This window comes from Diaphorobacter sp. MNS-0, assembly GCF_019602835.1.
GTDB classification, from domain to species: Bacteria; Pseudomonadota; Gammaproteobacteria; order Burkholderiales; family Burkholderiaceae_C; genus Diaphorobacter; species Diaphorobacter nitroreducens.
In genome coordinates, this window is sequence record NZ_CP080761.1 from 159,512 (window position 1) to 183,435 (window position 23,924).

21 protein-coding genes are annotated in these 23,924 nt (G+C 68.7%); 13 read left to right on the forward strand and 8 right to left on the reverse strand.

The genetic code is table 11. The features are described 5' to 3' along the window. Positions 1-3: 3 nt before the first annotated feature. The 5 genes from K2L43_RS00690 to K2L43_RS00710 all read right to left on the reverse strand — a co-directional run bounded on the left by K2L43_RS00690 (position 4) and on the right by K2L43_RS00710 (position 6,036). A complete protein-coding gene (locus K2L43_RS00690; protein ID WP_220638293.1) occupies positions 4-1,011 on the reverse strand; it encodes a tripartite tricarboxylate transporter substrate-binding protein in 1,008 nt (335 codons plus the stop codon). A gap of 88 nt (positions 1,012-1,099) precedes the next feature. Continuing rightward, the gene (locus K2L43_RS00695; RefSeq protein WP_220638294.1) at positions 1,100-2,464 is read right to left on the reverse strand and encodes an MmgE/PrpD family protein; all 1,365 of its coding nucleotides are present in this window, start codon (positions 2,462-2,464) and stop codon (positions 1,100-1,102) included. A gap of 50 nt (positions 2,465-2,514) precedes the next feature. Then, a complete protein-coding gene (locus tag K2L43_RS00700; protein ID WP_220638295.1) occupies positions 2,515-3,705 on the reverse strand; it encodes a CaiB/BaiF CoA-transferase family protein in 1,191 nt (396 codons plus the stop codon). Positions 3,706-3,898: 193 nt separating this feature from the next. Beyond that, positions 3,899-5,059 (reverse strand): acyl-CoA dehydrogenase family protein, encoded by a 1,161-nt coding sequence (locus K2L43_RS00705; RefSeq protein WP_172209116.1) that lies wholly within the window; start codon positions 5,057-5,059, stop codon positions 3,899-3,901. A 71-nt stretch (positions 5,060-5,130) separates the two neighbouring features. Continuing rightward, positions 5,131-6,036: a MaoC family dehydratase N-terminal domain-containing protein gene (locus tag K2L43_RS00710; RefSeq protein WP_088887931.1), complete on the reverse strand. Its 906-nt coding sequence runs from the start codon at positions 6,034-6,036 to the stop codon at positions 5,131-5,133. A gap of 193 nt (positions 6,037-6,229) precedes the next feature. On the opposite strand from K2L43_RS00710, the gene K2L43_RS00715 reads away from it, so the two are divergent. The 5 genes from K2L43_RS00715 to K2L43_RS00735 all read left to right on the forward strand — a co-directional run bounded on the left by K2L43_RS00715 (position 6,230) and on the right by K2L43_RS00735 (position 11,823). Next, complete coding sequence (locus K2L43_RS00715) at positions 6,230-7,147, forward strand: SDR family NAD(P)-dependent oxidoreductase (RefSeq protein ID WP_011803589.1); 918 nt, start codon at positions 6,230-6,232, stop codon at positions 7,145-7,147. Between the two features lie 182 nt (positions 7,148-7,329). Beyond that, positions 7,330-8,223, forward strand: a complete 894-nt coding sequence (locus tag K2L43_RS00720; RefSeq protein ID WP_220638296.1) for a MaoC/PaaZ C-terminal domain-containing protein — start codon at positions 7,330-7,332, stop codon at positions 8,221-8,223. A gap of 78 nt (positions 8,224-8,301) precedes the next feature. After that, positions 8,302-9,096 carry an enoyl-CoA hydratase/isomerase family protein gene (locus K2L43_RS00725; RefSeq protein WP_220638297.1) on the forward strand — a complete coding sequence of 265 codons (795 nt, stop codon included), beginning with the start codon at positions 8,302-8,304 and terminating at the stop codon, positions 9,094-9,096. A 171-nt stretch (positions 9,097-9,267) separates the two neighbouring features. Continuing rightward, the gene (locus K2L43_RS00730) at positions 9,268-10,548 is read left to right on the forward strand and encodes an acetyl-CoA hydrolase/transferase family protein (RefSeq protein WP_220638298.1); all 1,281 of its coding nucleotides are present in this window, start codon (positions 9,268-9,270) and stop codon (positions 10,546-10,548) included. 66 nt (positions 10,549-10,614) lie between these two features. Beyond that, complete coding sequence (locus K2L43_RS00735; RefSeq protein WP_196994636.1) at positions 10,615-11,823, forward strand: acetyl-CoA C-acetyltransferase; 1,209 nt, start codon at positions 10,615-10,617, stop codon at positions 11,821-11,823. A 280-nt stretch (positions 11,824-12,103) separates the two neighbouring features. Here the strand turns inward: K2L43_RS00735 and K2L43_RS00740 are convergent, their stop codons facing one another. After that, a complete protein-coding gene (locus tag K2L43_RS00740; protein WP_011803559.1) occupies positions 12,104-13,192 on the reverse strand; it encodes an IS5-like element ISDisp1 family transposase in 1,089 nt (362 codons plus the stop codon). 215 nt (positions 13,193-13,407) lie between these two features. Here K2L43_RS00740 and K2L43_RS00745 point away from each other — a divergent pair, with 215 nt between their 5' ends. The 7 genes from K2L43_RS00745 to K2L43_RS00775 all read left to right on the forward strand — a co-directional run bounded on the left by K2L43_RS00745 (position 13,408) and on the right by K2L43_RS00775 (position 20,180). After that, positions 13,408-14,382 (forward strand): tripartite tricarboxylate transporter substrate binding protein, encoded by a 975-nt coding sequence (locus K2L43_RS00745; RefSeq protein ID WP_220638299.1) that lies wholly within the window; start codon positions 13,408-13,410, stop codon positions 14,380-14,382. Between the two features lies 1 nt (position 14,383). Continuing rightward, entirely contained in the window at positions 14,384-15,898 is a 1,515-nt protein-coding gene (locus K2L43_RS00750) for a class I adenylate-forming enzyme family protein (protein WP_220638300.1), read from the forward strand. A 17-nt stretch (positions 15,899-15,915) separates the two neighbouring features. Then, positions 15,916-16,893, forward strand: a complete 978-nt coding sequence (locus K2L43_RS00755; protein ID WP_047350167.1) for a tripartite tricarboxylate transporter substrate binding protein — start codon at positions 15,916-15,918, stop codon at positions 16,891-16,893. Positions 16,894-16,988: 95 nt separating this feature from the next. Next, positions 16,989-17,372: a Zn-ribbon domain-containing OB-fold protein gene (locus K2L43_RS00760; RefSeq protein ID WP_012655250.1), complete on the forward strand. Its 384-nt coding sequence runs from the start codon at positions 16,989-16,991 to the stop codon at positions 17,370-17,372. After that, positions 17,369-18,577, forward strand: a complete 1,209-nt coding sequence (locus K2L43_RS00765) for a thiolase (protein ID WP_047350168.1) — start codon at positions 17,369-17,371, stop codon at positions 18,575-18,577. The genes K2L43_RS00760 and K2L43_RS00765 overlap by 4 nt, the downstream gene beginning before the upstream one ends. A gap of 26 nt (positions 18,578-18,603) precedes the next feature. After that, a complete protein-coding gene (locus tag K2L43_RS00770; RefSeq protein ID WP_012655252.1) occupies positions 18,604-19,761 on the forward strand; it encodes an acyl-CoA dehydrogenase family protein in 1,158 nt (385 codons plus the stop codon). Then, a complete protein-coding gene (locus tag K2L43_RS00775; protein ID WP_011803600.1) occupies positions 19,758-20,180 on the forward strand; it encodes a PaaI family thioesterase in 423 nt (140 codons plus the stop codon). The genes K2L43_RS00770 and K2L43_RS00775 overlap by 4 nt, the downstream gene beginning before the upstream one ends. A 76-nt stretch (positions 20,181-20,256) precedes the next feature. Here K2L43_RS00775 and K2L43_RS00780 read toward each other — a convergent pair whose 3' ends face one another. Beyond that, positions 20,257-21,171, reverse strand: coding sequence for a LysR substrate-binding domain-containing protein (locus K2L43_RS00780; protein ID WP_041838923.1), 915 nt, complete (start codon positions 21,169-21,171; stop codon positions 20,257-20,259). A gap of 125 nt (positions 21,172-21,296) precedes the next feature. Here K2L43_RS00780 and K2L43_RS00785 point away from each other — a divergent pair, with 125 nt between their 5' ends. Beyond that, complete coding sequence (locus K2L43_RS00785; RefSeq protein WP_220638301.1) at positions 21,297-22,583, forward strand: CaiB/BaiF CoA-transferase family protein; 1,287 nt, start codon at positions 21,297-21,299, stop codon at positions 22,581-22,583. Positions 22,584-22,590: 7 nt separating this feature from the next. Here K2L43_RS00785 and K2L43_RS00790 read toward each other — a convergent pair whose 3' ends face one another. Continuing rightward, a complete protein-coding gene (locus tag K2L43_RS00790; protein ID WP_220638302.1) occupies positions 22,591-23,589 on the reverse strand; it encodes a porin in 999 nt (332 codons plus the stop codon). Positions 23,590-23,924 lie beyond the last annotated feature (335 nt).

The following is a 23,924-nucleotide window of genomic DNA, read 5'->3' on the forward strand; positions in this document are numbered from 1 at the left end:
AGATTACTCGGCGCTCACGCCGGCGGCCTTGATGACCTTGTCCCAGCGCGCCACCTCGGCCGCCAGGTGCTTGCGCAGGCCTTCGGGCGTGGCCTTGTCGGGCGAGACCAGGTCAGAGCTCAACTCGGCGATGCGCTTTTTCACGTTCTCGTCCTTGATCGCCACGTTCAATGCCTTGTTGAGCTTCTCGATCACGTCCTTGGGCGTGCCCTTGGGGGCGTACATGCCGTGCCACACCTTCACGTCGAAGCCCTTGAGGCCCTGCTCGTCCAGCGTGGGAATGCTGGGCATGGATGCCAGGCGCTGCGGCGTGGTCACGCCGAACACCTTGGCGCGCTTGCCATCCTGGATCACCGGGGCGGTCTGCGTGGTCTGGTCGCACAGCAGGTCCACCTGGCCGCCCATCAGGTCGTTCATGGCCGGGCCGGCGCCCTTGTAGGGCACGGTGGTCAGCTTCACGCCCACCTGGTGCATGAACAGCATGCCGCACAGCTGCGACACGGCACCCACGCCCGCGTTGGCCAGCGACACCTTGTCCTGGTTCTGCTTGATGTAGTCCAGCAGCTCGGGGAAGGTGCTGGCCGGGAAGTCCTTGCGCGACAGCAGCGTCATGGGCACATCCAGCACCTGCCCGATGTACTCGAAGTCCTTGAGCGGGTCATAGGGCAGCTTCTTGTACAGCGCCGGGGCCGTGGCCATGCCCATGTGATGGATCAGGATGGTGTAGCCGTCGGGCTTGGAGCGCACGATGCGCGCGGGAGCCAGCGTGCCGCCCGCGCCCACGGTGTTCTCCACCACCACCGTCTGGCCCAGCGACTGGCCCATGGGCACGGCCAGCAGGCGCGCCACCACGTCGGTGGGGCCGCCGGCGCTGTAGGGCACGACCAGGGTGACGCTCTTTTCAGGCCAGGTGTTGGCGGCGGCAGGGCCGCCCAAGGCCACCGCCGCGCAGGCCGCGGCGATGGCGCCGAAGGGGGTGCGTCGGGAAATCGGGGTGAAGCGTGCGGTCATGCGTGTGTCTCCTTGTCGGTGGTGGTGAAAGGGGCGTCTTCTGCGCCCCTGGGGGGATCATGGGCCGCGGCGCAGGCGGGACCACTGGTCAGCCCAGCAGATGCTGCGTGCGCGGCCACTCCTGTACTTGCCACAGGCGCTGCACGGCCGCCCGGGCCTGCGCGTCGGACACCGCGCCGCCGTAGGCGGCCAGGCGCAGGGCCTTGGCCGTGAGTTCCTCGCGCGAGAGGGTGTTGCCGGGGTCGCCCTTGGGCTCTTCCACGCGCCCGGCCAGCGTGCGGCCGTCGGTCGTCTGCACGGTGACTTTGCCGATCCAGCGCTGCGGGTAAGCGGCGTCCACCTCGGGGTCCAGCACCATGCGCACCTTCTCGCGCAAGGTCACAGTGTCCGGGGCCAGGAACTGCTCGTCGAATTCGGTCAAACCCGCATGGCCAAAGCGTGCGGCCAATGCCAGCACCGTGCCCATGGAGAACTTGCTCTGGTGCACCGTGGTGGGCGAGACCACCGGCCCCAGCACGTCGATGGCACCCTGGTGCACATGGCAGGTCACCTGTGCGATGTCGGCGGGCGCCAGGCCGTGCTCGCGCATCACCTGCTGCAGCGCGTCGGCCGCGGGGTGCGTATGGCGGCACGAGGCATGCCACTTGAACGATGTCTCGGCCGTGGCCCAGCGGGTGCCCAGGCCCTCGGTGAGCTTGGCCGGGTTGGCATCGCTGGACATGCCCGCGGCCAGGCCCTGCGGCCCGGTGAAGATGTCCTGCGCGCCGGTGAAGCCGTCCTGGGCCAGGTAGGCGGCCATCAGGCCGGCCGCGGCGGCGTGGGCCGTGTGCAGCTGCTTGCTGTCGGCCGCGGTGCGCAAAAATTCCCACAGCCCCGCCGACTGCGTGCCGGCCGAGCCAAACGCATGCTGCATCTGCGCGGGCGTGAGATTCAGCAGGCGCCCCACGGCAGCGGCTGCCGCCAGCGTGCCGGCCGTGGCCGTGGTGTGGAACACCTTGTAATGGCTGCGGCCCAAGAATTCGCCCACGCGGATGCCGACCTCATAGCCCGCCACGCAGGCCGCCATGAGCTGCGCGCCGCTGGCGCCGATGCTTTGCGCTACGGCCAGCGCGGGCGGAAAGACCACGGCCGCCGGGTGGAACACCGAGCCGTTGTGCACATCGTCCTGCTCGGCCACATGGCTGGCTGCGGCATTGGCCAGCGCGGCCATCATGGGGCTGCTGGTGGCGCCGTGGCCGATCACCTCGGCCGGGCCGCTGGCAGGGCCTTGCGACAGGGCAAAGCGCGTGATGCTGGCCACGGGCCGGGCGCGGCAGCCGGCCAGCACGGAGCCGAACCAGTCCACCCACAGGTCTTCGGTGCGGCGCTGCACGGGTGCGGGCACGTCGCTCCACTGCAGCGTGGCGGCAAACTGGGCCAGGGGATGGATGGTGACTTGGGTTTCTTGCTTCATTTCGGGCTCCCGGGCAGGCGTATCAAGCGCTAGCAGCTATGGTTTTTGCGTCAAAGAGGTTGCGGTGCCTGCAGGGCGTCGATCTGCTCGGCGCTCCAGCCCAGCTCGGCCAGGATGGCGGCGTTGTGCTGGCCCACGGCGGGCACGGCATCCATGCGGTAATCGAACGCGCTGTTCACGCCGGGCGGCAGCAGCGCCGGGATGCGGCCCACGGGGGAATCCACTTCGCTCCAGCGCTGGCGTGCGGCCAGCTGCGGGTGCGCCCACAGGTCGGCCATGTCGTTCACGCGGGCGTTGGCGATGCCCGCCTGGTCCAGCCGCTCGACGACCTGGGCGGCGCTGAGCGTGGAGAACTCTTGCAGGATCAGCGCCTGCAGCGCGTCGCGGTGGGCGTTGCGCTGGCCGTTGGAACAGAAGCGCGCGTCCGTGGCCACTTCGGGGCGCTGCAGCACGGCGTCGCAAAAGGCCTTCCATTCGCGCTCGTTCTGCAGGCCCAGCATCACCGTCTTGCCATCGCCCGCCACGAACGGGCCATAGGGGTAGATGCTGGCGTGCGATGCGCCGGTGCGCGGCGGCGGCGGTGCGCCGTCGAAGGCGTAGTACATCGGATAGCCCATCCACTCGCCCATGGCTTCGAGCATGGACACGTCGATGTGGCTGCCCTCGCCCGTCCTGCCGCGCAGCAGCAGGGCCGACAGGATGTTGGTGTAGGCATACATGCCCGCGGCAATGTCGGCCACCGAGATGCCGGACTTGGATGGCGTCTCGGGCGTGCCCGTGACGGACAGGAACCCCGCCTCGCTCTGGATCAACAGGTCGTAGGCCTTCTTGTCGCGGTAGGGACCATCGGCGCCGTAGCCGCTGATGTCGCACACGATGAGCTTGGGGTTGTGCGCCTTCAGGGCTTCGTACGACAGACCCATGCGCGCGGCGGCGCCGGGCGCGAGGTTCTGCACCAGCACGTCGGCGGTCTTGAGCAGTTGCAGCAGCGCGGCCTTGGCCTGCGGCTGTTTCACATCGAGCGCCAGGCTCTCCTTGCTGCGGTTGATCCAGGTGAAGTGCGACGACTGGCCCTTCACGCGCTGGTCGTAGCCGCGCGCGAAGTCGCCGCTGCCGGGCCGCTCCACCTTGATGACGCGCGCGCCCAGGTCGGCCAGCTGCCGCGTGCAGAACGGCGCGGCCACCGCGTGTTCCAGCGAGACGACGGTGATGCCGTCAAGGGGGCGGATGTTTGGATTCATATCTCAGGACTTCTATCGAGCGGTGGCGCTGCCCGCGACGTTCGAAACTGGCGCGACCCACACCAGCGGACGCCGAGCAAGGGCCTGGGCCGGCCGCGCCGCCCCGCAGCGAGGGCGTCGTCCCCCTGCCCGCAGCGCGTAGCGCTGCGAGAGCGGGGGGAAGGCGCGAAGCGCCACAGGGGGGTGTCGCACGTCAGAACGAACGGGGCAAGCCCAGGATGTGCTCGGCCACGTAGCTGTAGATCATGTTGGTCGAAATCGGCGCCACCTGGTACAGGCGCGTCTCGCGGAATTTGCGCTCGATGTCGTACTCGCACGCGAAGCCAAAGCCGCCGTGGGTCTGCAGGCAGACGTTGGCCGCTTCCCAGCTGGCCTTGGCCGCCAGGTACTTGGCCATGTTGGCCTCGGCGCCCGCGTTCTGGTGGGCGTCAATCTTCTCGCAGGCCTTCCAGCGCATCAGGTTGGCGGCTTCCAGCTCGATGAAGGCATCGGCAATCGGGAACTGCACGCCCTGGTTCTGGCCGATGGGGCGGTTGAACACCACGCGCTCCTTGGCGTATTTGCTGGCCCGGTCGATGAACCAGTAGCCATCGCCAATGCACTCGGCGGCGATCAGCGTGCGCTCGGCGTTCAGGCCGTCCAGCAGGGTCTTGAAGCCCTTGCCTTCTTCGCCCAGCAGCGCGTCCTCGGGGATCTCGAGGTTGTCGAAGAACAGTTCGTTGGTCTCGTGGTTGACCATGTTCAGGATGGGGCGCACGGTGAGGCCGTTGCCAATCGCCTGGTGCAGGTCGATCAGGAAGCACGACAGGCCGTCGGAGCGCTTTTTCACCTGGTCGGCGGGCGTGGTGCGCGCCAGCAAAATCATCAAATCGCTGTGCTGGATGCGCGAGATCCAGACCTTCTGGCCGTTGATGACCCAGCGGCCGTCTTTCCTGACGGCGCTGGTCTTGAGCTTGGTGGTGTCGCTGCCCGTGGTGGGCTCGGTCACGCCCATGGACTGGATGCGCAGCTCGCCCGAGGCAATCATGGGCAGGTATTTCTGCTTTTGCGCTTCGCTGCCGCTGCGCACGATGGCGTTCATCACGTACATCTGGCCGTGGCAGGCGCCGGAGTTGCCGCCGCTGCGGTTGATCTCTTCCATGATGACCGAGGCCTCGGCCATGGTCAGGCCCGAGCCGCCGTACTCCTGCGGAATCAGCGCGGCCATCCAGCCGGCCTGGGTCAGGGCATCGACAAAGGCCTCGGGGTAGGCGCGGGCCTCATCGACCTTGCGGAAGTATTCGTCAGGGTACTGGGCACACAGAGCGCGCACGGCGTCGCGGATTTCCTGGTACTGGTCGGGCTGGTGGATCATGGTGGATTTCAAGTGTTTTTGCTCTTTAGCGCTGATGCAGCAAGCGCTAGTAGCTATGAATTTAGTAGTGTTCAGGCCAGCGTGGCGGTCCCCTGCATGGTCAGCCAGCCCTCGTGGTCCTGGGCCCACAGCTCCACGGTCTTGCCGTCGCTGGAGGGCTTGCCGTGCACGCTGAACGGGTGCAGGTCGAACGTCGGTCGCACGGCGCGGAAGTCGAACGTGAGCACCTGCGCGCCGGGCAGGCTGCGGCGCAGCAGGTCCAGCAGCAGCGTGGCGATCAGCGGGCCGTGCACGATCAGGCCGGGGTAGCCCTCGACCTCGGTCACGTACTTGCGGTCGTAATGGATGCGGTGGCCGTTGAAGGTGAGCGCGGAGTAGCGAAACAGCAGCACGTCGTCGGGCACGATGGTGCGCGACCAGGCGGCCTGGCCCTCCAGCGGCGGCTTTTGCGGCGTGGGCGCCGGGTCGCCGGGCTGGGCGGCGCTGCGGTAGACGATGTCGTGCTCCTCGGTGAGCGCCAGGCCCTGCGCGTTGCGGTACTGGTGCTCCACCAGCACGAAGAGCAGCTCACCCGAGCGCCCCGCCTTGTGCTTGACGGACTGGATGGTGGAGGTGCGCTGCACCTGCTGGCCCACCTGCAGCGGGTTGGCACCATCCCCCTGCATTTCCCAGCGCAGGCGCCCGCCCGCCCACATGCGGCGCGGCAGCGGCACGGGCGGCAGAAACCCCCCGCGCTTGGGGTGCCCGTCGGGGCCGATCTCGCTTTGGCGCGCATGCGGCAGGAAGTACAGCCAGTGCCACAGCGGCGGCACGGTGGTGCCAGGGGCGGGCGCGGGGTCGTCGCGGTCCAGCGTGGCCGACAACGCCGCGATGGGCGTGGCCGTGAGGGTGTCGCTCAGGGTTTCGCTTTGGCCCTGCCAGGTCTGCAGGTGCGCGAGCTGGGCGGTGTCGATGGTGGGTTCGGTCATGGTCGCCATCGTGCGGTCTGGCCGACACCCGCGCAATCCGCGTTTGTGAAAGCGCCTCTTCGGCGCCCATGAAGCCCCCGGGGTCCTCGCGCCGCTTTCATGGGGCCGAAGCCCGCCCTTGCGATTGCCGAATAGCGCGGGCGGCCCTTTGCCGTCATGCTCGCAGCCATTGATTTCCTATCGCAAACAAAGGACGACAGACATGGCGCAGAAGATGGTGCAGGACAAGGTGGTGGTGGTGACGGGGGCTGGCGGCGGCATCGGGCGCGACATGGCGCTGGCGCTGGCCGCCGCCGGGGCCAAGGTGGTGGTGAACGACATCGGCACCTCCACCACGGGCGAAGGCACCGACGCCGGCCCCGCGCAGAAGGTGGTCGAGGAGATCAAGGCCGCTGGCGGCCAGGCCGTGGCCAACATGGACAGCGTGGCCGAGGCCGCCGCGGCGGGCCGCATCATCCAGTGCGCGCTGGACCACTTCGGCCGTATCGACGGCGTGGTCAACAACGCGGGCATCCTGCGCGACCGGTTCTTCCACAAGATGAGCCTGGACGAGTGGGACGCCGTGCTGAAGGTGCACCTGTACGGCAGTTACTACATGAGCCGCGCGGCCGCCAACCATTTCAAGGAGCAGGAGAGCGGCGCCTTCGTGCACATGACCTCCACCTCGGGCCTGATCGGCAACTTCGGCCAGGCCAACTACAGCGCGGCCAAGCTGGGGCTGGTGGCGCTGTCCAAGTCCATCGCGCTGGACATGCAGAAGTTCCATGTGCGCTCCAACTGCATCGCGCCCTTCGCGTGGAGCCGCATGATCGGCTCGATCCCCACCGACACGCCCGAGCAGCAGGCGCGCGTGGCCAAGATCCAGCAGATGACGCCCAACAAGATCGCCCCGCTGGCCGTGTACCTGCTGTCGGACCAGGCCCAGGACGTGAACGCCCAGGTCTTCGCCGTGCGCAACAACGAAATCTTCCTGATGAGCCAGCCGCGCCCCCTGCGCTCGGTGCACCGCAGCGAAGGCTGGACGCCCGAGTTCATCGCTGAGCACGGCATGCCCGCGCTCAAGGCCTCGTTCGTGCCCATGGAGCGCTCGGGCGACGTGTTCTCCTGGGATCCTGTGTGACAGAGACAACCCCCTGAGGCGCTGCGCGCCTTCCCCCTTCTCTCTGCGCGCTACGGGAAAGGGGACGCCATCAGCGCGGCGGGGCGGCGCGGCCAGCCCAGGCCCTTGCGCGGTGGCCGCTGGCCTGGGGACGCGCCAGTTGTATGGCGCGCTGGCAATACACAACCTTATGGACAACTGAGATGGCCATTGACTATCACCACCTGAAGGCGCGCGATTTTGGCGTGATCCGCCAGACGTACACCGAGCGCGACACCATGCTTTATGCGCTCAGCCTCGGGCTGGGCAACGATCCGCTGAACGCCAGCGCGCTGCCCTTCGTCTACGAGGGGCTGGAAGGCGGCCTGCGCGCCCTGCCGTCGCAGGCCGTGGTGCTGGGCTACCCGGGCTTCTGGGCGCGCGAGCCGGACACGGGCATCGACTGGGTCAAGCTCCTGCACGGCGAGCAGCGCATGCGCCTGCACCGCCCGCTACCCGCGAGCTGCGAGGTCGTGGGCCACAACCGCATCACGCACCTGACCGACAAGGGCGAGGGCAAGGGCGCCATCATGGTGACGGAGCGGCGCCTGGAAACCGCCGCCGGCGAGCTGCTGGCCACCGTGCAGCAGGTGACCTTTCTGCGCGGCGACGGCGGCTACAGCCAGCAGGGCGACGGCCAGCCCAGCGACGCACCGCTGCCCGCGCTGCAGCCCACGCCGCAGGACCGCGCGCCCGACTTCACCGACACCCAGCCCACCCGCCCCGAGGCGGCGCTGCTCTACCGCCTGATGGGCGACTACAACCCGCTGCACGCCGACCCGGCCGTGGCCGCCAAGGCCGGCTTCGAGCGCCCCATCCTGCACGGGCTGGCCAGTTACGGCCTGGTGGCGCATGCGGTGTTGCGCCGGTGCTGCGGCGGCGATCCCGCGCGCCTCAAGGCGCTGGACATCCGCTTTGCCGCCCCCGTGTACCCAGGGGAGACGTTGGTGACCGAGATCTGGCGCGTGCCCGGCCAACCGACGCAGGTGCAGCTGCGCGCCCGTGTGCTCGAACGCGACAAGGTGGTGCTGAGCCACGGCTTCGCCGAACTGGCGTGAGCTATCAAAAAGTGAGCTGCCGGCGCTTCATAGGTAAGCGCTGGAGCTCGTTCTGAATCAAAAACCCTGGAGCACGCCATGAGCGCACCCCCCGTGTTGACCGCCGTGCAGGACGGCATCGGCACCATCACCCTGAACCGCCCCGAGGCACGCAACGCGCTCAACCAGGCCATGCGCCCAGCCCTGGCCGCCGCCATCGCGCAGATGCGCGATGACGCGCAGGTGCACGCGGTCATCCTCACCGGCGCGGGCGGCGCGTTCTGCTCGGGCGGCGACATCTCGGCCATGCTGGACACCAGCCGCACCGGCCTGGCCTTTCGCAAGGGCATGCGCGAGCTGCACCAGTGGTTCCCCGAACTCGTGAACCTGGAAAAGCCCGTGATCGCCGCGGTGGACGGCCCGGCCTTCGGCGCGGGCCTGAGCCTGGCGCTGGCAGCCGACTTCGTGCTGGCCACGCGCCGCGCCAAGTTCTGCGCGGTGTTCGGCCGCATCGGCCTGATCCCCGACCTGGGCGCGATGCACCTGCTGCCGCGCATCGTGGGCCAGCAAAAGGCCAAGGAGCTGGTCTTCACCGCGCGCACCGTCGATGCCGAGGAAGCCAAGCAACTGGGCATGGTGTTTGACATCGTGGACGACGACACCGCGTTGACCGAGGCCGCGTTGGCGCTGGCGCAGCGGTTTGGCGAGGCCTCCACCGCTGCCATCGGCATGGCCAAGACCATCATGAACCAGTCCTTTGAAAGCGACGCGCGCACCATCGCCGAGCTGGAGTCCTATGCGCAATCTGTGTGCCGTGGCTCCGACTACCACCAGGACGCGGTGCGACGCTTCAAGGACAAGCAGCCGCTGCGCTTCGACTGGGACAGGAAATGACTCCCCCCTGTGTCGCCTTCGGCGCCATCCCCCCAGGGGGACGACGCCAGTGGCCGGGCAAAGCCCGCTCCACGGCGTCCGCTGGCATGGCCTGCTCTGCGGCCATCGGACCGGTGCCGGCGCGCCAGTTTCATGGCTTGCGGGGGGCGCGCTGCGCCCTGGAGCACTGATATGGGCGCATTGGCCGAACGCTTGCAGGCACTGATCCGCCCTGGCGACACCCTGTGGTGGGGCCAGGCCACGGCCGAGCCGCTGACGCTCACGCGGGCCGTGGTGCAGCAGCGCCACGCGCTGGCGCAGGGCGGGCGGCTGCGCGTGTTCGTGGGCATCGGCGCGTCGGACACGCTGCAGCCCGGGCAGGCCGACGCCATCGGTTTCTTCGGCTATGCCGCGGGCGGGCCGCACCGCGCCCTGGCCCAGGCCGGCGTGCTGGACATCCTGCCCAGCCACTATTCCCATCTGCCGGGCCTGATCCGCGCGGGGGTGCTGCCGGCCGACGTGGTGCTGCTGCAGGTGTCGCCGCCCGATGCGCAGGGCCGCTACAGCCTGGGGCTGGTGCAGGAATACCTGCCCGCCGCCATCGAGCGCGCGCGTGTGGTGATCGCCGAGGTGCACCCCGACGTGCCCTGGACGCACGGCGGCCTGCACCTGCAGGCCAGCGACTTCGCGCTGCTCATCGACGCCGAGCACCCGCCGCTGAACCAGAGCCGCAGCGCGCCCGGCCCGGTGGAGCAGGCCATTGCGCGCCATGTGACGGGGTGGGTGGAGGACGGCGCCACGCTGCAGCTGGGCATCGGCAACCTGCCCGAGGCCGTGCTGGCCGCGCTGCACGGCCACCGCGACCTGGGCCTGCACAGCGGTGCAGTGGGCGACGGCATTGCCGCTCTGGCCGAAGCCGGCGTGCTCACCAACGCCAGGAAGAGCCTGGACACCGGCGTGGGCATTGGCGGCATCCTCATGGGCGGCGAGCGCCTGCGCCGCTGGGCGCACCGCAACCCACAGATCGAGCTGCGCGGCACCGACTACACGCACGACCCCGCGGTGCTGGCCGCCAGCCACAAGCTCACCGCCATCAACGCGGCCATCGAGGTGGACCTCACCGGCCAGATCAACGCCGAGGTGGCTGCCGGCTGCTACGTGGGCGCCGTGGGCGGCGCGGTGGACTTCCTGCGCGGCGCGGCCCGCAGCAAAGGCGGCCTGCCCATCGTGGCGCTGCCCGCCACCGCCAAGGGCAAGACGCGCATCGTGGCGCAGCTCTCGGGCCCGGTGAGCACGCCGCGCAGCGACGCGGGCCTGATCGTCACCGAGCATGGCGTGGCCGACCTGCGGGGGCAGACGCTGTCGCGCCGCGTGCGCCGGCTGATCGACATTGCCGCCCCCGAACACCGCGCCGACCTGGAGCGCCAGGCCCACGACACGCTGCGCCGCTGTGGCGCGGTATTTCAAATTTGATAGCTATTAGCGCATGTCAGATAAGCGCTAGCGGCCATTTTCATTCATATTTCAAGGAGCAACACCATGCGCAGAGCCGCCATCGTCACCCCCGTCCGCACCCCCGTCGGCACCTTTGGCGGCAGCCTGCGGCCCGTGCCCGTCGAGGAGCTGGCCGCCACCACGGTGCGTGCCGTGGTTGAGAGAAGTGGCATCGACCCCGCACGCATCGATGACGTGGTCATGGCCCAGTCGTACGCCAACAGCGAGGTGCCCTGCGTGGGCCGCTGGGCCGCGCTGCAGGCGGGCCTGCCGGTGTCGGTGCCGGGCATGCAGCTGGACCGGCGCTGCGGCGGCGGCCTGCAGGCCATCGTCACCGCGTCGATGATGGTGCAGAGCGGCGCCGCCGACGTGGTGATCGCCGGCGGCGTGGAGAGCATGAGCAACATCGAGTACTACAGCACCGACATGCGCTGGGGCGCGCGCTCGGGCAACGTGCGCTTCTACGACCGCCTGGACCGCGGGCGCGAGCGCTCGCAGCCGGTGGAGCGCTTCGGCAAGATCAGCGGAATGATCGAGACGGCGGAGAACCTGGCGCGCGACTATGGCATCACCCGTGAGGAGGCCGACGCCTTCGCGCTGCGCAGCCACCAGCGCGCGGCGGCCGCCTGGGAGGCGGGCCGCTTTGCCGACGAAATCGTTCCCGTGCAGGTGCCGCAGCGCAAGGGCGAGCCGGTCACGTTTGCCCGCGATGAGGGCTTTCGCGCCGACGTCACGCCCGAGAGCCTGGCCAAGCTGCGCGTGCTGATGCCGAACGGCACCGTGACCGCCGGCAACGCCAGCCAGCAAAACGATGCCTCGGCCGCCTGCCTGATCGTGGCCGAGGACAAGCTGGCCGAGCTGGGCCTCACGCCCATGGCCACGCTGGTGGGCTGGGCGGCCGCGGGCTGCGAGCCCTCGCACATGGGCATCGGCCCGGTGCCGGCCGTGAAGAAGCTGCTCGCGCGGCTGAACCTCACGATCGACGACATGGACTTGGTGGAGCTCAACGAGGCCTTTGCCTGCCAGGTGCTGGCCGTGCTCAAGGGCTGGGAATGGCAGGACCAGGACGCCATCGCCCACAAGCTCAACGTCAACGGCTCGGGCATCTCGCTGGGCCACCCCATCGGCGCCACGGGCGTGCGCATCCTGGCCACGCTGCTGCACGAGCTGCAGCGCCGCCAAGGCCGCTACGGCCTGGAGACCATGTGCATCGGCGGCGGCCAGGGCATCGCCGCGGTGTTCGAGCGCGTCTGACGCGCGGCCCTTGCACTGAGCGGTGGATCTGCGCTGCCGCAGACCGCCGTGCGTGACTGCGTGACCTGGCGCCTTGCACGGCTGCGGTGCAAGGCGCGCGCCAGCGTGCGCGTTGTTGGCCAGGCCCTAACAGGCCGTTGAAAAAGTGCTTTTCGAACGCATCAGGGACGCTGAGTGCGAAGACACGAGCTGCCCAGACGCGTCTGCGCAGCGATTGCAACGGCCCATCTGGCCGGTTTGCAGGCCCTCCCGCCCATTTCGGGCGCACGTATCCCTGGGCTCACGCATGATGCGCGTCCCACCAGCCGCCGATGCTGCCCATTCGCACAAGGTTGTAGGTGGCAAAGCACAGCAGCGCCTGGCCCGTGAGCTTGGCCTGACCGATCAGCTTGGTCTTTGCCAGACCACCGACGGTCTTGATCCAGCCAAAGGCCTCTTCGATGCGCTTGCGCACCTTCAGGCTGGTCTTGTAGCCCTCGTGCCGTGTCACTCGCGCATCCACCGCCGAGTGTTTGTCCTTGGCCGCCACGTGGGGCGTGACTTTGAGCTTTCTGCAGCCTTTGATGAAGGCCTTGCTGTCGTAGCCCTTGTCGGCACCGACCGTGGCCCGTTTGTTCCTGTTGCCCCGACGCTCCAACATGGCCAGCGCCGCCTCGCGCTCGGCCGTGCCGCTGGCGTGGGTGATCTCGACATCCACGATCAGCCCGTTGCGGTTCTCCATGAGGATGTGCCCCATGTGGCACAGGCGGGATTTGTCGCCCTGGCTCTTCTTGAACAGCCGGGCATCGGCGTCCGTGGTGCTCTCGTGGGTGTCGTTGCAGCGCTCCTGCCCCTTGAAGTCCACCTCGGGGTTGCGCCCAGGCGGCGTGCCGCTGTCGTCGTCTTTGCGCTTGAAGCTCTTGTGCGAGGCCCAGGCGTCAATGAGCGTGCCGTCCACGCTGAAGTGCTCGTCGCTGGCGAGCTTGCCCCACTGGGCACTGAGCTTGACGCGCTCGAAGAAGGCGCGGGCGAGGTCTTCGTTGAACAGACGTTCGCGGTTGGCGCTGAAAGTGGAGTGGTCCCAGACCTTGTCTTCGATGTTCAGGCCCACGAACCAGCGGTACAGCAGGTTGTAGTTGATCGCTTCGACCAACTGGCGCTCGCTGCGGATGGAGAACAGGATCTGCAGCAGCAAGGCCTTGAGCAGCATCTCCGGTGGCACCGATGGGCGGCCACGGCGGGCGTACACCGCTTCGAACTCGCGGTTCATGGTTGCCAGCAGCGCATCAACCACCGCGCGCAACTTGCGCAGCGGGTGTGCCTGCGGCACGCGCTCTTCAAGGCTGATGTAGCTGAACATCGCCCCCTGGAAATCTTGACTGCCTCTCATCGTCCTCGTCTGGGTCGTTCACCGATGGCTTCAGATCGTAGCGGCCAACGCGGGCGTCGGCGGGGGATTTTTCAACGGCCTGCTAAGGACACCTGAACCCCGGCTTTGGCAAAAGCAGATTCCCAGCGTGCGCACCGGGCCGCACCATTGCAGCCAACGCGCTGGCCCTCCGCCCCAGCGGTGCCCGCGTTACCTACAACATCAGGAGACACACCATGCCCGCTTCCCGTCGTCTCGCCACGGCCGCCCTGGCCCTGGCGCCTTTCGCCTTCGCTCTGCCTGCCGCCGCGCAGGACGGCCAGCCCGTGCGCCTCATCGTGGGCTATGCCGCGGGCGGCCCCGTGGACCAGGGTGCGCGCCTGTTCGCACCGGCCCTGTCCAAAGAACTGGGCATGCCCGTCATGGTGGAGAACAAGACCGGCGCCAACGCCACCATTGCCGGCAGCGAGGTCGTGCGCTCCAAGCCCGATGGCATGACGCTGTGGTTTGCCGCCAGCCCCACCATCACCATCAGCCCCAATGTGATGACCAAGATGCCGTTCGACCCGGCCAAGGACCTGACGCCCGTGGCGCCCATCCTGAGCTACTACAACGTGCTGGTGGTCAACAACAACGAGCCCTACAAGAGCGTGCGGGAACTGGTCTCCTACGCCAAGTCCAATCCGGGCAAGCTCGCCTACGGCTCGGCCGGTGTGGGCGGCTCCAACCATCTGGGCGCGCTGCTGTTCGCCAAGCGCAGCGGCATCGACATGAACCACATCCCCTACAAGGGCAACGCCCCGGCGATGACGGACGTGATCGGCGGCCAGCTCAACATGATGCTGGACATCATCAGCACCGCCAGCGCCTACATCCACAGCGGCAAGGTGCGCGCCATTGCCGTCACCTCGCCGCAGCGCAATGCCTCGCTGCCGGACGTGCCCACGTTCGCCGAGTCGGGCATCGACGGCCTCAAGGGCTTCGACGTGGGTGGTTGGTACGGCGTCTATGGCCCCAAGGGCATGTCGCCCGAGCTGGTGGCCAAGCTCAACAAGGCCGTCAATGCCGCGTTGCAGCAACCCGATCTGAAGAAGCGGTACAAGGAACTGGGCTACGACGAGTGGACCGGCGCGCCGCAGAAGCTGGCCGAGCGCGGCGCCCAGGAGCGCGCCATGTGGGCCACGGTGACCCAGGGCATCACCGTGGATTGAGATGGCAGAGCGCATCCATCACCTGCTGGACCGCTGGCTGGCCGAGGCGCCCGCGCGGCCCTTCATTCATCTGCCGGACGGCCGCAGCCTGAGTTTTGCCGACCTGGGCGCGCTCACCGACACGGCCGAGGCCGAACTGCGGGCCCTGGATGTGCGCCCTGGCGACCGCGTGCTGGTGGTGGCCGAGAACTGCCCCGAGCATGCTGCGCTGATCCTGGCCTGCAGCCGCGTGGGCGCCTGGTCCTGCGGCGTGAACGCACGCATGGCACCGGCCGAGATCGACGCCTTCGTCGGCAAGGCCGATGCGCGCGTGGTGTTCTTCACGGCTGCGGCATCGCGCAGCGCCGCCGCGCATGCCCAGCGCTTCGCGGCGGTCGATTCCGCGCTGCCGGGCATGCAGCACGGCGCGGTTCTCCAGGACGCGCAGCCCGAGGCAGGTGCGCTGCGCGATACGGTCGCCTCGCTGATCTTCACCTCGGGCACCACGGGCCAGCCCAAGGGCGTGATGCTCACGCACGATGCGCTGATCCACTTTGCGCGCGTGTCGGGGGCATCGCGTGCGCTGGGTCCGCAGGACCGCAGCTACGCCTTTGTGCCCATGACCCACATCTTCGGTCTGGGCACGGTGCTGATCAGCTCGCTGCTGGCCGGTGCGCAGCTCGTGATGCGTCCGCAGTTCGATCCCGACGACCTGCTGGATGCGCTGGCCCACCATGGCGTGTCGCAGCTGCAGGGGCCGCCCGCGCTGTTCTCGCGCCTGCTGGCGCACTTGCAGGAGCGCGGCATCCAGCGGCCCGAGGCGCCAGCGCTACGCTACCTCTACACCGGAGCGGGCCCGCTCGACCTGGCGCTGAAGCAGCGCGTGGAGGCCGCCTTCGGCCAGGCGCTGCACCACGGCTACGGCCTGTCGGAATACGCAGGCTCGGTGCACCTCACGCGCCTGGGCGAGCAGCGGCCCGACACCAGTGCCGGCTACGCCGTGGCCGAGGCCGAGGTGCGCGTGAGCGACCCGGCCACGGGCGAGCCGCTGCCGCTGGGCGAGCGCGGCGAGCTGTGGATCCGCGGCCGGGGGCTGATGCCCGGCTACTTCCGCGACCCCGCGGCCACGGCCGCGGTGATGCGCGAAGGTGGCTGGTACGCCAGCGGCGACCTGGGCGAGATGCATGCCGACGGCGCGCTGTTCGTCGTGGGGCGTCTGAAGGAAATGATCATCCGCTCGGGCTTCAACGTCTACCCCGCCGAGGTGGAAACCGCGCTCAACACCCACCCCAGCGTGCAGCGCTCGGCCGTGGTGGGCCGCACGGTGGAGGACGGCAACGAGGAGATCGTGGCCTTTGTGGAGTTGCGCCCCGGCGCCGCGCTGGATGCCGATGCCATGCAGTCCCATTTGCGCGAGCTGCTCGCGCCCTACAAGCGCCCGTCCCACATCGTCGCCCTGAGCGAACTGCCCACCAATACCAATGGCAAGGTGCTCAAGCGCACCCTGAAAGACCAGGCCTTGGGCCTGACCACCTGAACGATAAGAGACACACCATGCATTCCACCCCCTCCCGCCGCAACTTCATCGCCGGCAGCCTGCTTGCCGCCGCCCATCCGCTGGCGGCGCTCGCGGCCGACCCCTGGCCCAGCAAGCCCGTGCGCTTCATCGTGCCGTTCCCGCCCGGCGGCCCGGTGGACACCACCGCCCGCGTCTTCAGCCACAGGCTGTCCGAGATCTGGAAGACGCCCACCGTCATCGACAACCGCGCCGGCGCGGGCGGCGTGGTGGGCGCCACGGCCGCCGCCAAGGAGGCACCCGACGGTTACGGCCTCTTCGTGGGTGCCATCCACCACTCGGTCAACCCATCGTTGATGGGCAAGCTGCCCTACGACATCGAGAAGGACTTCGCGCCCATCAGCTTTGCGGCCATGTTCCCCGTGTTCATCGTGGCGCACCCCTCGGTGCCGGCCAACACCATCCAGGAGCTGATCGCGCTGGCCAAGAAGGGCACGCCGCTGGCCTATGGCTCGTCGGGCAACGGGGGCGGCACGCACCTGGCGGGCGAGCTGTTCAACATGGAGGCGGGGACCAAGCTGCAGCACATTCCCTACAAGGGCAGCGCCCCCGCGATGAACGACCTGCTGGGCGGCCAGGTGCAGCTCATGTTCAGCGACGCACCCACGGCGCTGCAGCACATCAAGAGCGGCCGCGTGAAGGTGCTGGGCGTGGCCAGCCGCCAGCGCTCGGCCATGCTGCCCGACGTGCCCACGGGCGTGGAATCGGGCCTGCCCGGCTATGAGGCGTATTCGTGGGCCGCGCTGTTCGCGCCCGCCAAGACGCCCCAGGCCGTGCTGGACAAGATCAACGCCGACTTCAACACCGCGATGAAAGACCCAGCCGTGCGCCAGCGCCTGCTGGACGCCGGCGCCGAGGCCGACCCCGGCACGCAGGAGCAGATGCGCCAGCGCCTGCGCGGCGAGCTGGACAAGTGGGCCAAGGTCATCAAGACGGCGGGGATCACGCCGGGGTGATGCCGCGGCGAAGACGCCCTTTCAGATTGTCGAATTGAAGTGATGCGGTGGCCGGGGCATGCTGTGCCTCGTACTCCGAAGACTCGAAGAATCCCATGCACCTGAGCGCACAGACCCACTACCAGGCCGAGCTGGATGCCGGCCGCTTCTGCCTGCAGCACTGCCCGCAGTGCAAGAACCACGTATTCACGCCGCGCGAGCTGTGCCCGCATTGCGGCGCCAGCCCGCTGCGCTGGGTGCGCGCCAGCGGCCTGGGCACCGTGTATTCCGCCACCACCATCGCACGCAAGGCGGACGCGGGGGGCAACTACAACGTCGCGCTGATCGATCTGGATGAAGGCGTGCGCATGATGAGCCGCGTGGAGGGCGTGGCGCCCGAAGACGTGCGCATCGGCCAGCGGGTGCAGGCCCGCGTGGCGCAGAAGGACGGGCGTGGCCTGGTGCTGTTCCAGCCCGCAGCGCAAGGGGGTGCCGCATGAGCCGCGTTCCGCAATCCCCCCTGGACGCCGCCGCCGTGAACCGCCCGCTGCGCGGCCGCGCAGCCATCGTCGGCGCTGCCACCTACGGCTGTGGCGAGGCGCCCGGCATGGACGACATGACGCTGCTGGTGCGCGCGGCGCACGCGGCCGTGGCCGACGCGGGCCTGACCATGCAGGACATCGACGGCCTGGCCACCTGCAGTGTGAACGCCAGCATGTGGACCATGCCGGTGATCGAACACCTCGGCATCAATCCGACCTATGTGGACGGCACGATGATCGGTGGCTCCAGCTTCATCGCCCACCTGCTGCCCGCCATCCGCGCGCTGGAGGCCGGGCAGTGCAAGGCCGTGCTGGTGTGCTACGGCAGCGCGCAGCGCTCGGCCACCTTCGGGCGCAAGGAAAGCGTGGCCGCACGCCGCTTCCTGGACCCGCAACCGTACGAATTTCCCTATGAGCCGGTGCTGCCCGTGTCCGCCTATGCGCTGGCCGCCGCGCGCCACATGCACGAATTCGGCACCACGCGCGAACAACTGGCCGAGGTGGCCGTGGCCGCACGCGCCTGGGCGCAGCAGAACCCCGAGGCGTTCATGCGCGACCCGCTCACCATCGAGGATGTGCTGGCGGCCCGGCCGATCGCCAGCCCGCTCACCGTGCGCGACTGCTGCCTGGTGACGGACGGTGGCGGCGCCCTCGTGCTCACCCGCGCCGAGCGCGCGCGCGACCTGCCCAATCCGCCCGTCTATGTGCTGGGCAATGCCACCGCGATCTGGAACCGCCAGATCTCCTGCATGCCCGACCTGACGACCACCGCGGCAGCGCAGTCGGGCGCCCAGGCCTTCGCGATGGCGGGTTTGCAGGCCAAAGACATGGACATGGCCCAGGTGTACGACGCCTTCACCATCAACACCCTGCTGTTCCTGGAAGACCTGGGCTTCTGTGCCAAGGGCGAGGGCGGTGCCTTCGTGCAGAACGGCGGCATCGCGCCCGGCGGGCGCCTGGCCGTGAACACCAACGGCGGCGGCCTGTCGTGCGTGCACCCGGGCATGTACGGCATCTTTGCGCTGATCGAGGCCGTGCGCCAGCTGCGTGGCGAGGCCGGCGCGCGCCAGCTATCGCGTCATGACACCGCCGTGGTGCATGGCAACGGCGGCACGCTGTCCAGCCAGTCCACCGCCGTGCTCGGCACCGCCGACACCCTCTGAACCCGCATACCGAAGAAAGAACCCTCATGATCCGCGACCCAGACATCCTGGAAGCCCTGCTCGACAGCGTGCGCCGCTTTGTGCGAGAACGCCTGGTGCCGGCCGAGAACGAAGTGGCCGAGACCGATGAAATTCCCGAGTCCATCGTGCAGGAGATGCGCGAGCTGGGCCTGTTCGGCATGACCATTCCCGAGAAGTTCGGCGGCCTGGAGCTGACGATGGAGGAGGAATGCCGCGTACTGTTCGAGCTGTGCCAGACGGCGCCGGCCTTCCGCTCGATCATCGGCACCACCGTGGGCATCGGCTCGCAGGGCATCCTGATGGATGGCACGCCCGAGCAGCAGGCCCAGTGGCTGCCCAAGCTGGCCACCGGTGAGGTCATCGCCTCGTTCGCGCTGACCGAACCCGAGGCGGGATCGGACGCCGCATCGCTGCGCACCACGGCCATCAAGGACGGCGACCACTACATCGTCAACGGCACCAAGCGCTACATCACCAATGCGCCGCACGCCGGCATGTTCACGCTCATGGCACGCACCAACCCGGCCGACAAGGGCGCGGGCGGCGTGTCCTCGTTCATCGTGGACGCCAAGACGCCCGGCATCAGCTTTGGCAAGTACGACAAAAAGATGGGCCAGCGCGGCGCCCACACCTGCGACGTGATCTTCGACAACGTCAAGGTGCCGGCGGCCAACCTCATCGGCTTGCAGGAGGGCCGCGGCTTCAAGACCGCCATGAAGGTGCTGGAAAAGGGCCGCATCCACATCGCCGCGGTGGCGGTGGGCGTGGCCCAGCGCATCCTGCGCGACGCCCTCGCATATGCCCTGGAGCGCAAGCAGTTCGGCCAGCCCATCTGCGACTTCCAGCTGGTGCAGGCCATGCTGGCCGACAGCCAGGCCGAGCTGTACGCCGCCGAATGCATGACCATTGACGCCGCGCGCCGCCGCGACGACGGGCACAACGTCTCCACCGAGGCCTCGTGCGCCAAGATGTTTGCCACCGAGATGTGCGGCCGCGTGGCCGACCGCGCGGTGCAGATCCTGGGCGGCGCAGGCTACATGGCCGAGTACGGCATCGAGCGCTTTTACCGCGACGTGCGCCTGTTCCGCCTGTACGAGGGCACGACGCAGATCCAGCAGATCATCATCGCGCGCAACATGGTGCGTGAGGCGCGCGCCGCATGAGCGGGGCTCCGCCGCTGGTGGACCGCAGCGCCTTCATGCGCCTGATCGGCGCCGCGCAGGTGCCGGCGCCGCCGGGCAAAGTGCAGGTGCGCCTGCCGCACCTGCGCGAGGAACTGCTCAACCAGTTACCCGCTGCGCATGGCGGCGTGGTCATGGCGCTGCTGGATTCCGTGATGTCGCGCGCCGCAGGCGAGCTGCCCGAGGCGCCCTCGCAGACCGCGGTGACGGTGGAGATGAGCAGCCGCTTTCACCGCCCGGGGCGCGGCGCGCTGCTGGCCGAAGGCTGGGTGGTGCATGCCACGCGCAGCCTGTGCAGTTGCGCGGGCCAGCTGCTGGACGAGGACGGCCAGCTCGTGGCCACCGCACACGGCACCTTCAAGTACTGGCTGGCGCCGACCACGCTTGATTCAAAAAAGTGAGCTGCTAGCGCTTGTATAGCAAGGGCTAGAGGCCAATTTCACTCAAAGATCGCGCGGGCCGCAGCGGCTGCGGCGGTCACTCCAGCTGCAGCCGCCCCTGCGCATCGGCCACCAGCAGGTCCACCAGTTCCTGCGCAAAGCTGGGCAGGGCCTCCATGCTGCGCACGCAGATCTGCATCTCGCGCACCGACCAGGCGTCCGACAGCGGCACGATGGCGATGTCCATGGCCTGCGCATGGCGGCTGGCGGCGGACTCGGGCAGCACGCCCACGCCCACGCCGGCCTCGATCATGCGGCAGGCGGTTTCGAAGTTGCCGACCTGGATGCGCAGCTTGATCGGGCGGTGCAGCTGGTCGCTGGCGTGGCGCAGGAAGGCATGGATGGCGCTGGATTCGTGCAGCCCCACGTAGTCCAGCTCCAGCGTGTCGGCAAAGTCGATCTGCATCTCGCCGTCGAGGGCATGGCCCTTGGGGACCACCAACACCAGCCGGTCGCGGCGGTAGGGCAGGGTCTCCAGGTTCTCGGTACGCACCAGGCCGGCAACGATGCCGATGTCGGTCTGCCCCTCGGTCACGGCGCGCACGATGTCGTGCGACAGGCGCTCACGCAGGTCGATGTTCACGTCGGGGTTGCGGCGCAGGAAGTGCCGCAGCACCGGCGGCAGGAATTCGCCCAGAGAGGTGGTGTTGGCGAACACGCGCACATGGCCCTTGATGCCGCGCACGTATTCCTGCATGTCGCCGCGCAGGTGTTCGATCTGCCCGAGCACCATGCGCGCGTGGGACACGAAGGCCTGGCCCGGCGGCGTGAGCGTCACGCCCTGGCTGGTGCGGTACAGCAGCTTGGTGCCGATGCTTTCTTCCAGGTTCTTGATACGCGTGCTGGCCGCCGGCAGGGAGATGAAGGAGAGTTCCGCGCCGCGCGTCATGCTGTTGGCGTCGGCGATGTGCACCATCAGGCGCAGATCCACAAGATCGAAATGCATGGCCATGGCCGGCATTGTAGAAAGCGCCAGCGGCCCGGGCGGGCATGTGAACGCCAGCTTTCACAAATGCAAAGCCGGCGTGCAGGGATGCGCCGTACCATGCCTTTTCCGCTCGGCAAACACCGCTGTCCATGACCACACCTCACATCTCCTCTTCCACGGGCACCGAACGTGCCGGTGCGCTCAGCCATCTGCGCGTGCTCGACCTCTCGCGCGTGCTGGCCGGCCCCTGGTGCACCCAGAACCTGGCCGACATGGGTGCCGACGTGATCAAGATCGAGAAGCCCGGCGAGGGGGACGACACGCGCCACTGGGGCCCGCCCTTCTTTCCCGACGCCGACGGCCAGCCGAGCAAGCACGCGTGCTACTTTGCGGCCTGCAACCGTAACAAGCGCTCAGTGACCGTGGACATGGCCACGCCCGAGGGGCAGCGGCTGATCCGCGAGCTGGCCCAGCAAAGCGATGTGGTGGTGGAGAACTTCAAGACCGGCGGCCTCAAGCGCTACGGGCTGGACTACGAAAGCCTGTCGGCCCTGAACCCGCGCCTGATCTACTGCTCGGTCACCGGCTTCGGCCACACCGGGCCGTATGCGCCACGGGCCGGCTACGACCTGCTGATCCAGGCCATGAGCGGCCTGATGAGCATCACCGGCCATGCCGATGGCGAGCCTGGCGGCGGCCCGATGCGCGTGGGCGTGGCCGTGATCGACCTGTTCACCGGCATGTATGCCACCACCGCCATCCTGGGCGCGCTGGAGGCGCGCCACCGCACGGGACGCGGCCAGCACATCGACATGGCGTTGCTGGACGTGGCCATGGCGGTGCTGGCCAACCAGGGTGCGGGCTTCCTCAACGCCGGCAACATTCCGAAGCGCCAGGGCAACACCCACCCCAGCGTCGTGCCCTACCAGGACTTTCCCACGCAGGACGGCAACATGCTGCTGGCCATCGGCAACGACGGGCAGTTCGCACGCTTTTGCGAAGCGGCGGGTACCGACTGGGCCGGCGACGAACGCTTTGCCACCAACGCCGGCCGGGTGACCCACCGTGAGACGCTGATCCCTCTGATGGCCGCCCTCACGCGCACGCGGCCCACGGCCGCCTGGATCGCGCTGTTGGAGGACAAGGCCGTGCCCTGCGGCCCGATCAACCACGTCGGCCAGGCGTTCGACGATGCGCAGGTGCGCGCACGCGGACTGCGCGTGGAGCAGCAGCGCTACCCCGGCGCCCAGCCGCCGGCCGGCGAGGTGGTCAACCGCGTGGTGACCACCGCCAGCCCGCTGCGCTTGTCCGATACGCCCGTCACCCTGCGCTATGCCCCGCCCGCACTGGGTCAGCACACCGACGAGGTGCTGCGCGAGCGGCTGGGGCTGGATGCCGCGCAGCTGCAGGCGCTGCGCGCGCAGCGCGTGCTCTGAGGCAGCGTCAGAAGGCGTGGGCCACGCCCACGCCGAACGCCGTGCGCGAGGGGTTGTGTTCGTAGCGCTGGTGCCCCAGGCTCGCGTAGAGCATGGTGCGCTTGGACAGGTTGTACTCCGCCCCCAGTGACGCCATGTGGTGGGTTACCCCGTCGTTCAGCCGCTGGCGACCGTAGCTGGCGCGCAGCGTGGTGACACCCAGGGCGTAGCTGCCGCCCACCGACACCATGCGCGACGTAGCGGGGCTGCTCCCCGCGCGGCTGTGGTCGTAGGCCATCATCAGCGTGGCGGCGCCCAGGCGGTAGAGGCCGCCCAGGAACAGGTCCTTGTCACCGCTGCCGTTGCGCTCGTAGCCCACCATGGCGGCCACCGGGCCCTGGTCGTAGTTCAGTGCCACCGAGCCGCCGCGCCCGTCGCGGCCGGGTGCCTGGGTGCGCTCGGTCGAGGCGCTGGCATTGAACGAGAAGCCGTCCCAGGTGGGCGAGTCGTAGTAGATGCCGTTGGTCATGCGCCCGTACTCCGCGGCCCCGTTGTTGCTGGCGCGGTCGGTGGGCGTGTAGTAGTGGGCCATGTGCCAGGCGGTGGAGGCAATGCGGTTGAAGTTGGAGAAGGCGTCGAACTTCCATTCCTGGCTCCACATCGCGCTGAGGGCGCGGCCCAGGCGCAACTGGCCCCAGCCGCCTTGCAGGCCCACGGTGGATTCGTCATGCCAGAAGGGCTTGCTGCCCGCCCCTTCGGACTGCCCCGTGTCCAGCTCGAAGCGTGTGCTCAGGCGGAAGGTGGCCTTGAGGCCACCGCCCAGGTCTTCCGTGCCGGCCACCGCCAGATGGCTGCGCTGGATCGTCCCCAGCTTGCGGGTCTTGTCGTAGTCACGAAAGACGCCGGTGTCCAGATAGCCGCTGATGGTCACTTGCGACTGCGCGGCGGCCGGCAGGGCGAGGGCGGCCGGCAGGGCGATGGCGGCGAGGGTGGCAAAACTGAGAGGCAGGCATTGGGACATGCGCATCCTGGGGAGACTCCTTGTGTGATGAAACGCCCTGCCGCTCCCTCTCGGGGAAGGCATGGGCGTGGCGCTGCCGCAGGCAGCAGGGAGAGCGATGAAACTGGCCATCGCAGGAATGGCCAGCGCGATGACGCGCCCGGCAGACGGTTCGGGATTGCAGGTGGCCACAGGGACTGCGGCCTGCCCGAACAAAAGGGCGCATACAGGCCGCCAAGGGCAGTCTGCACGGCCGATTATAAAAATGGGGTGCGCGCGCGCCATCCGCGATGTCCCGTATGCGCGTGCGCCGGGGCCGGAAGGGCAGGCAAAGAAAAAGGCGGCCCGCAGGCCGCCTTGCG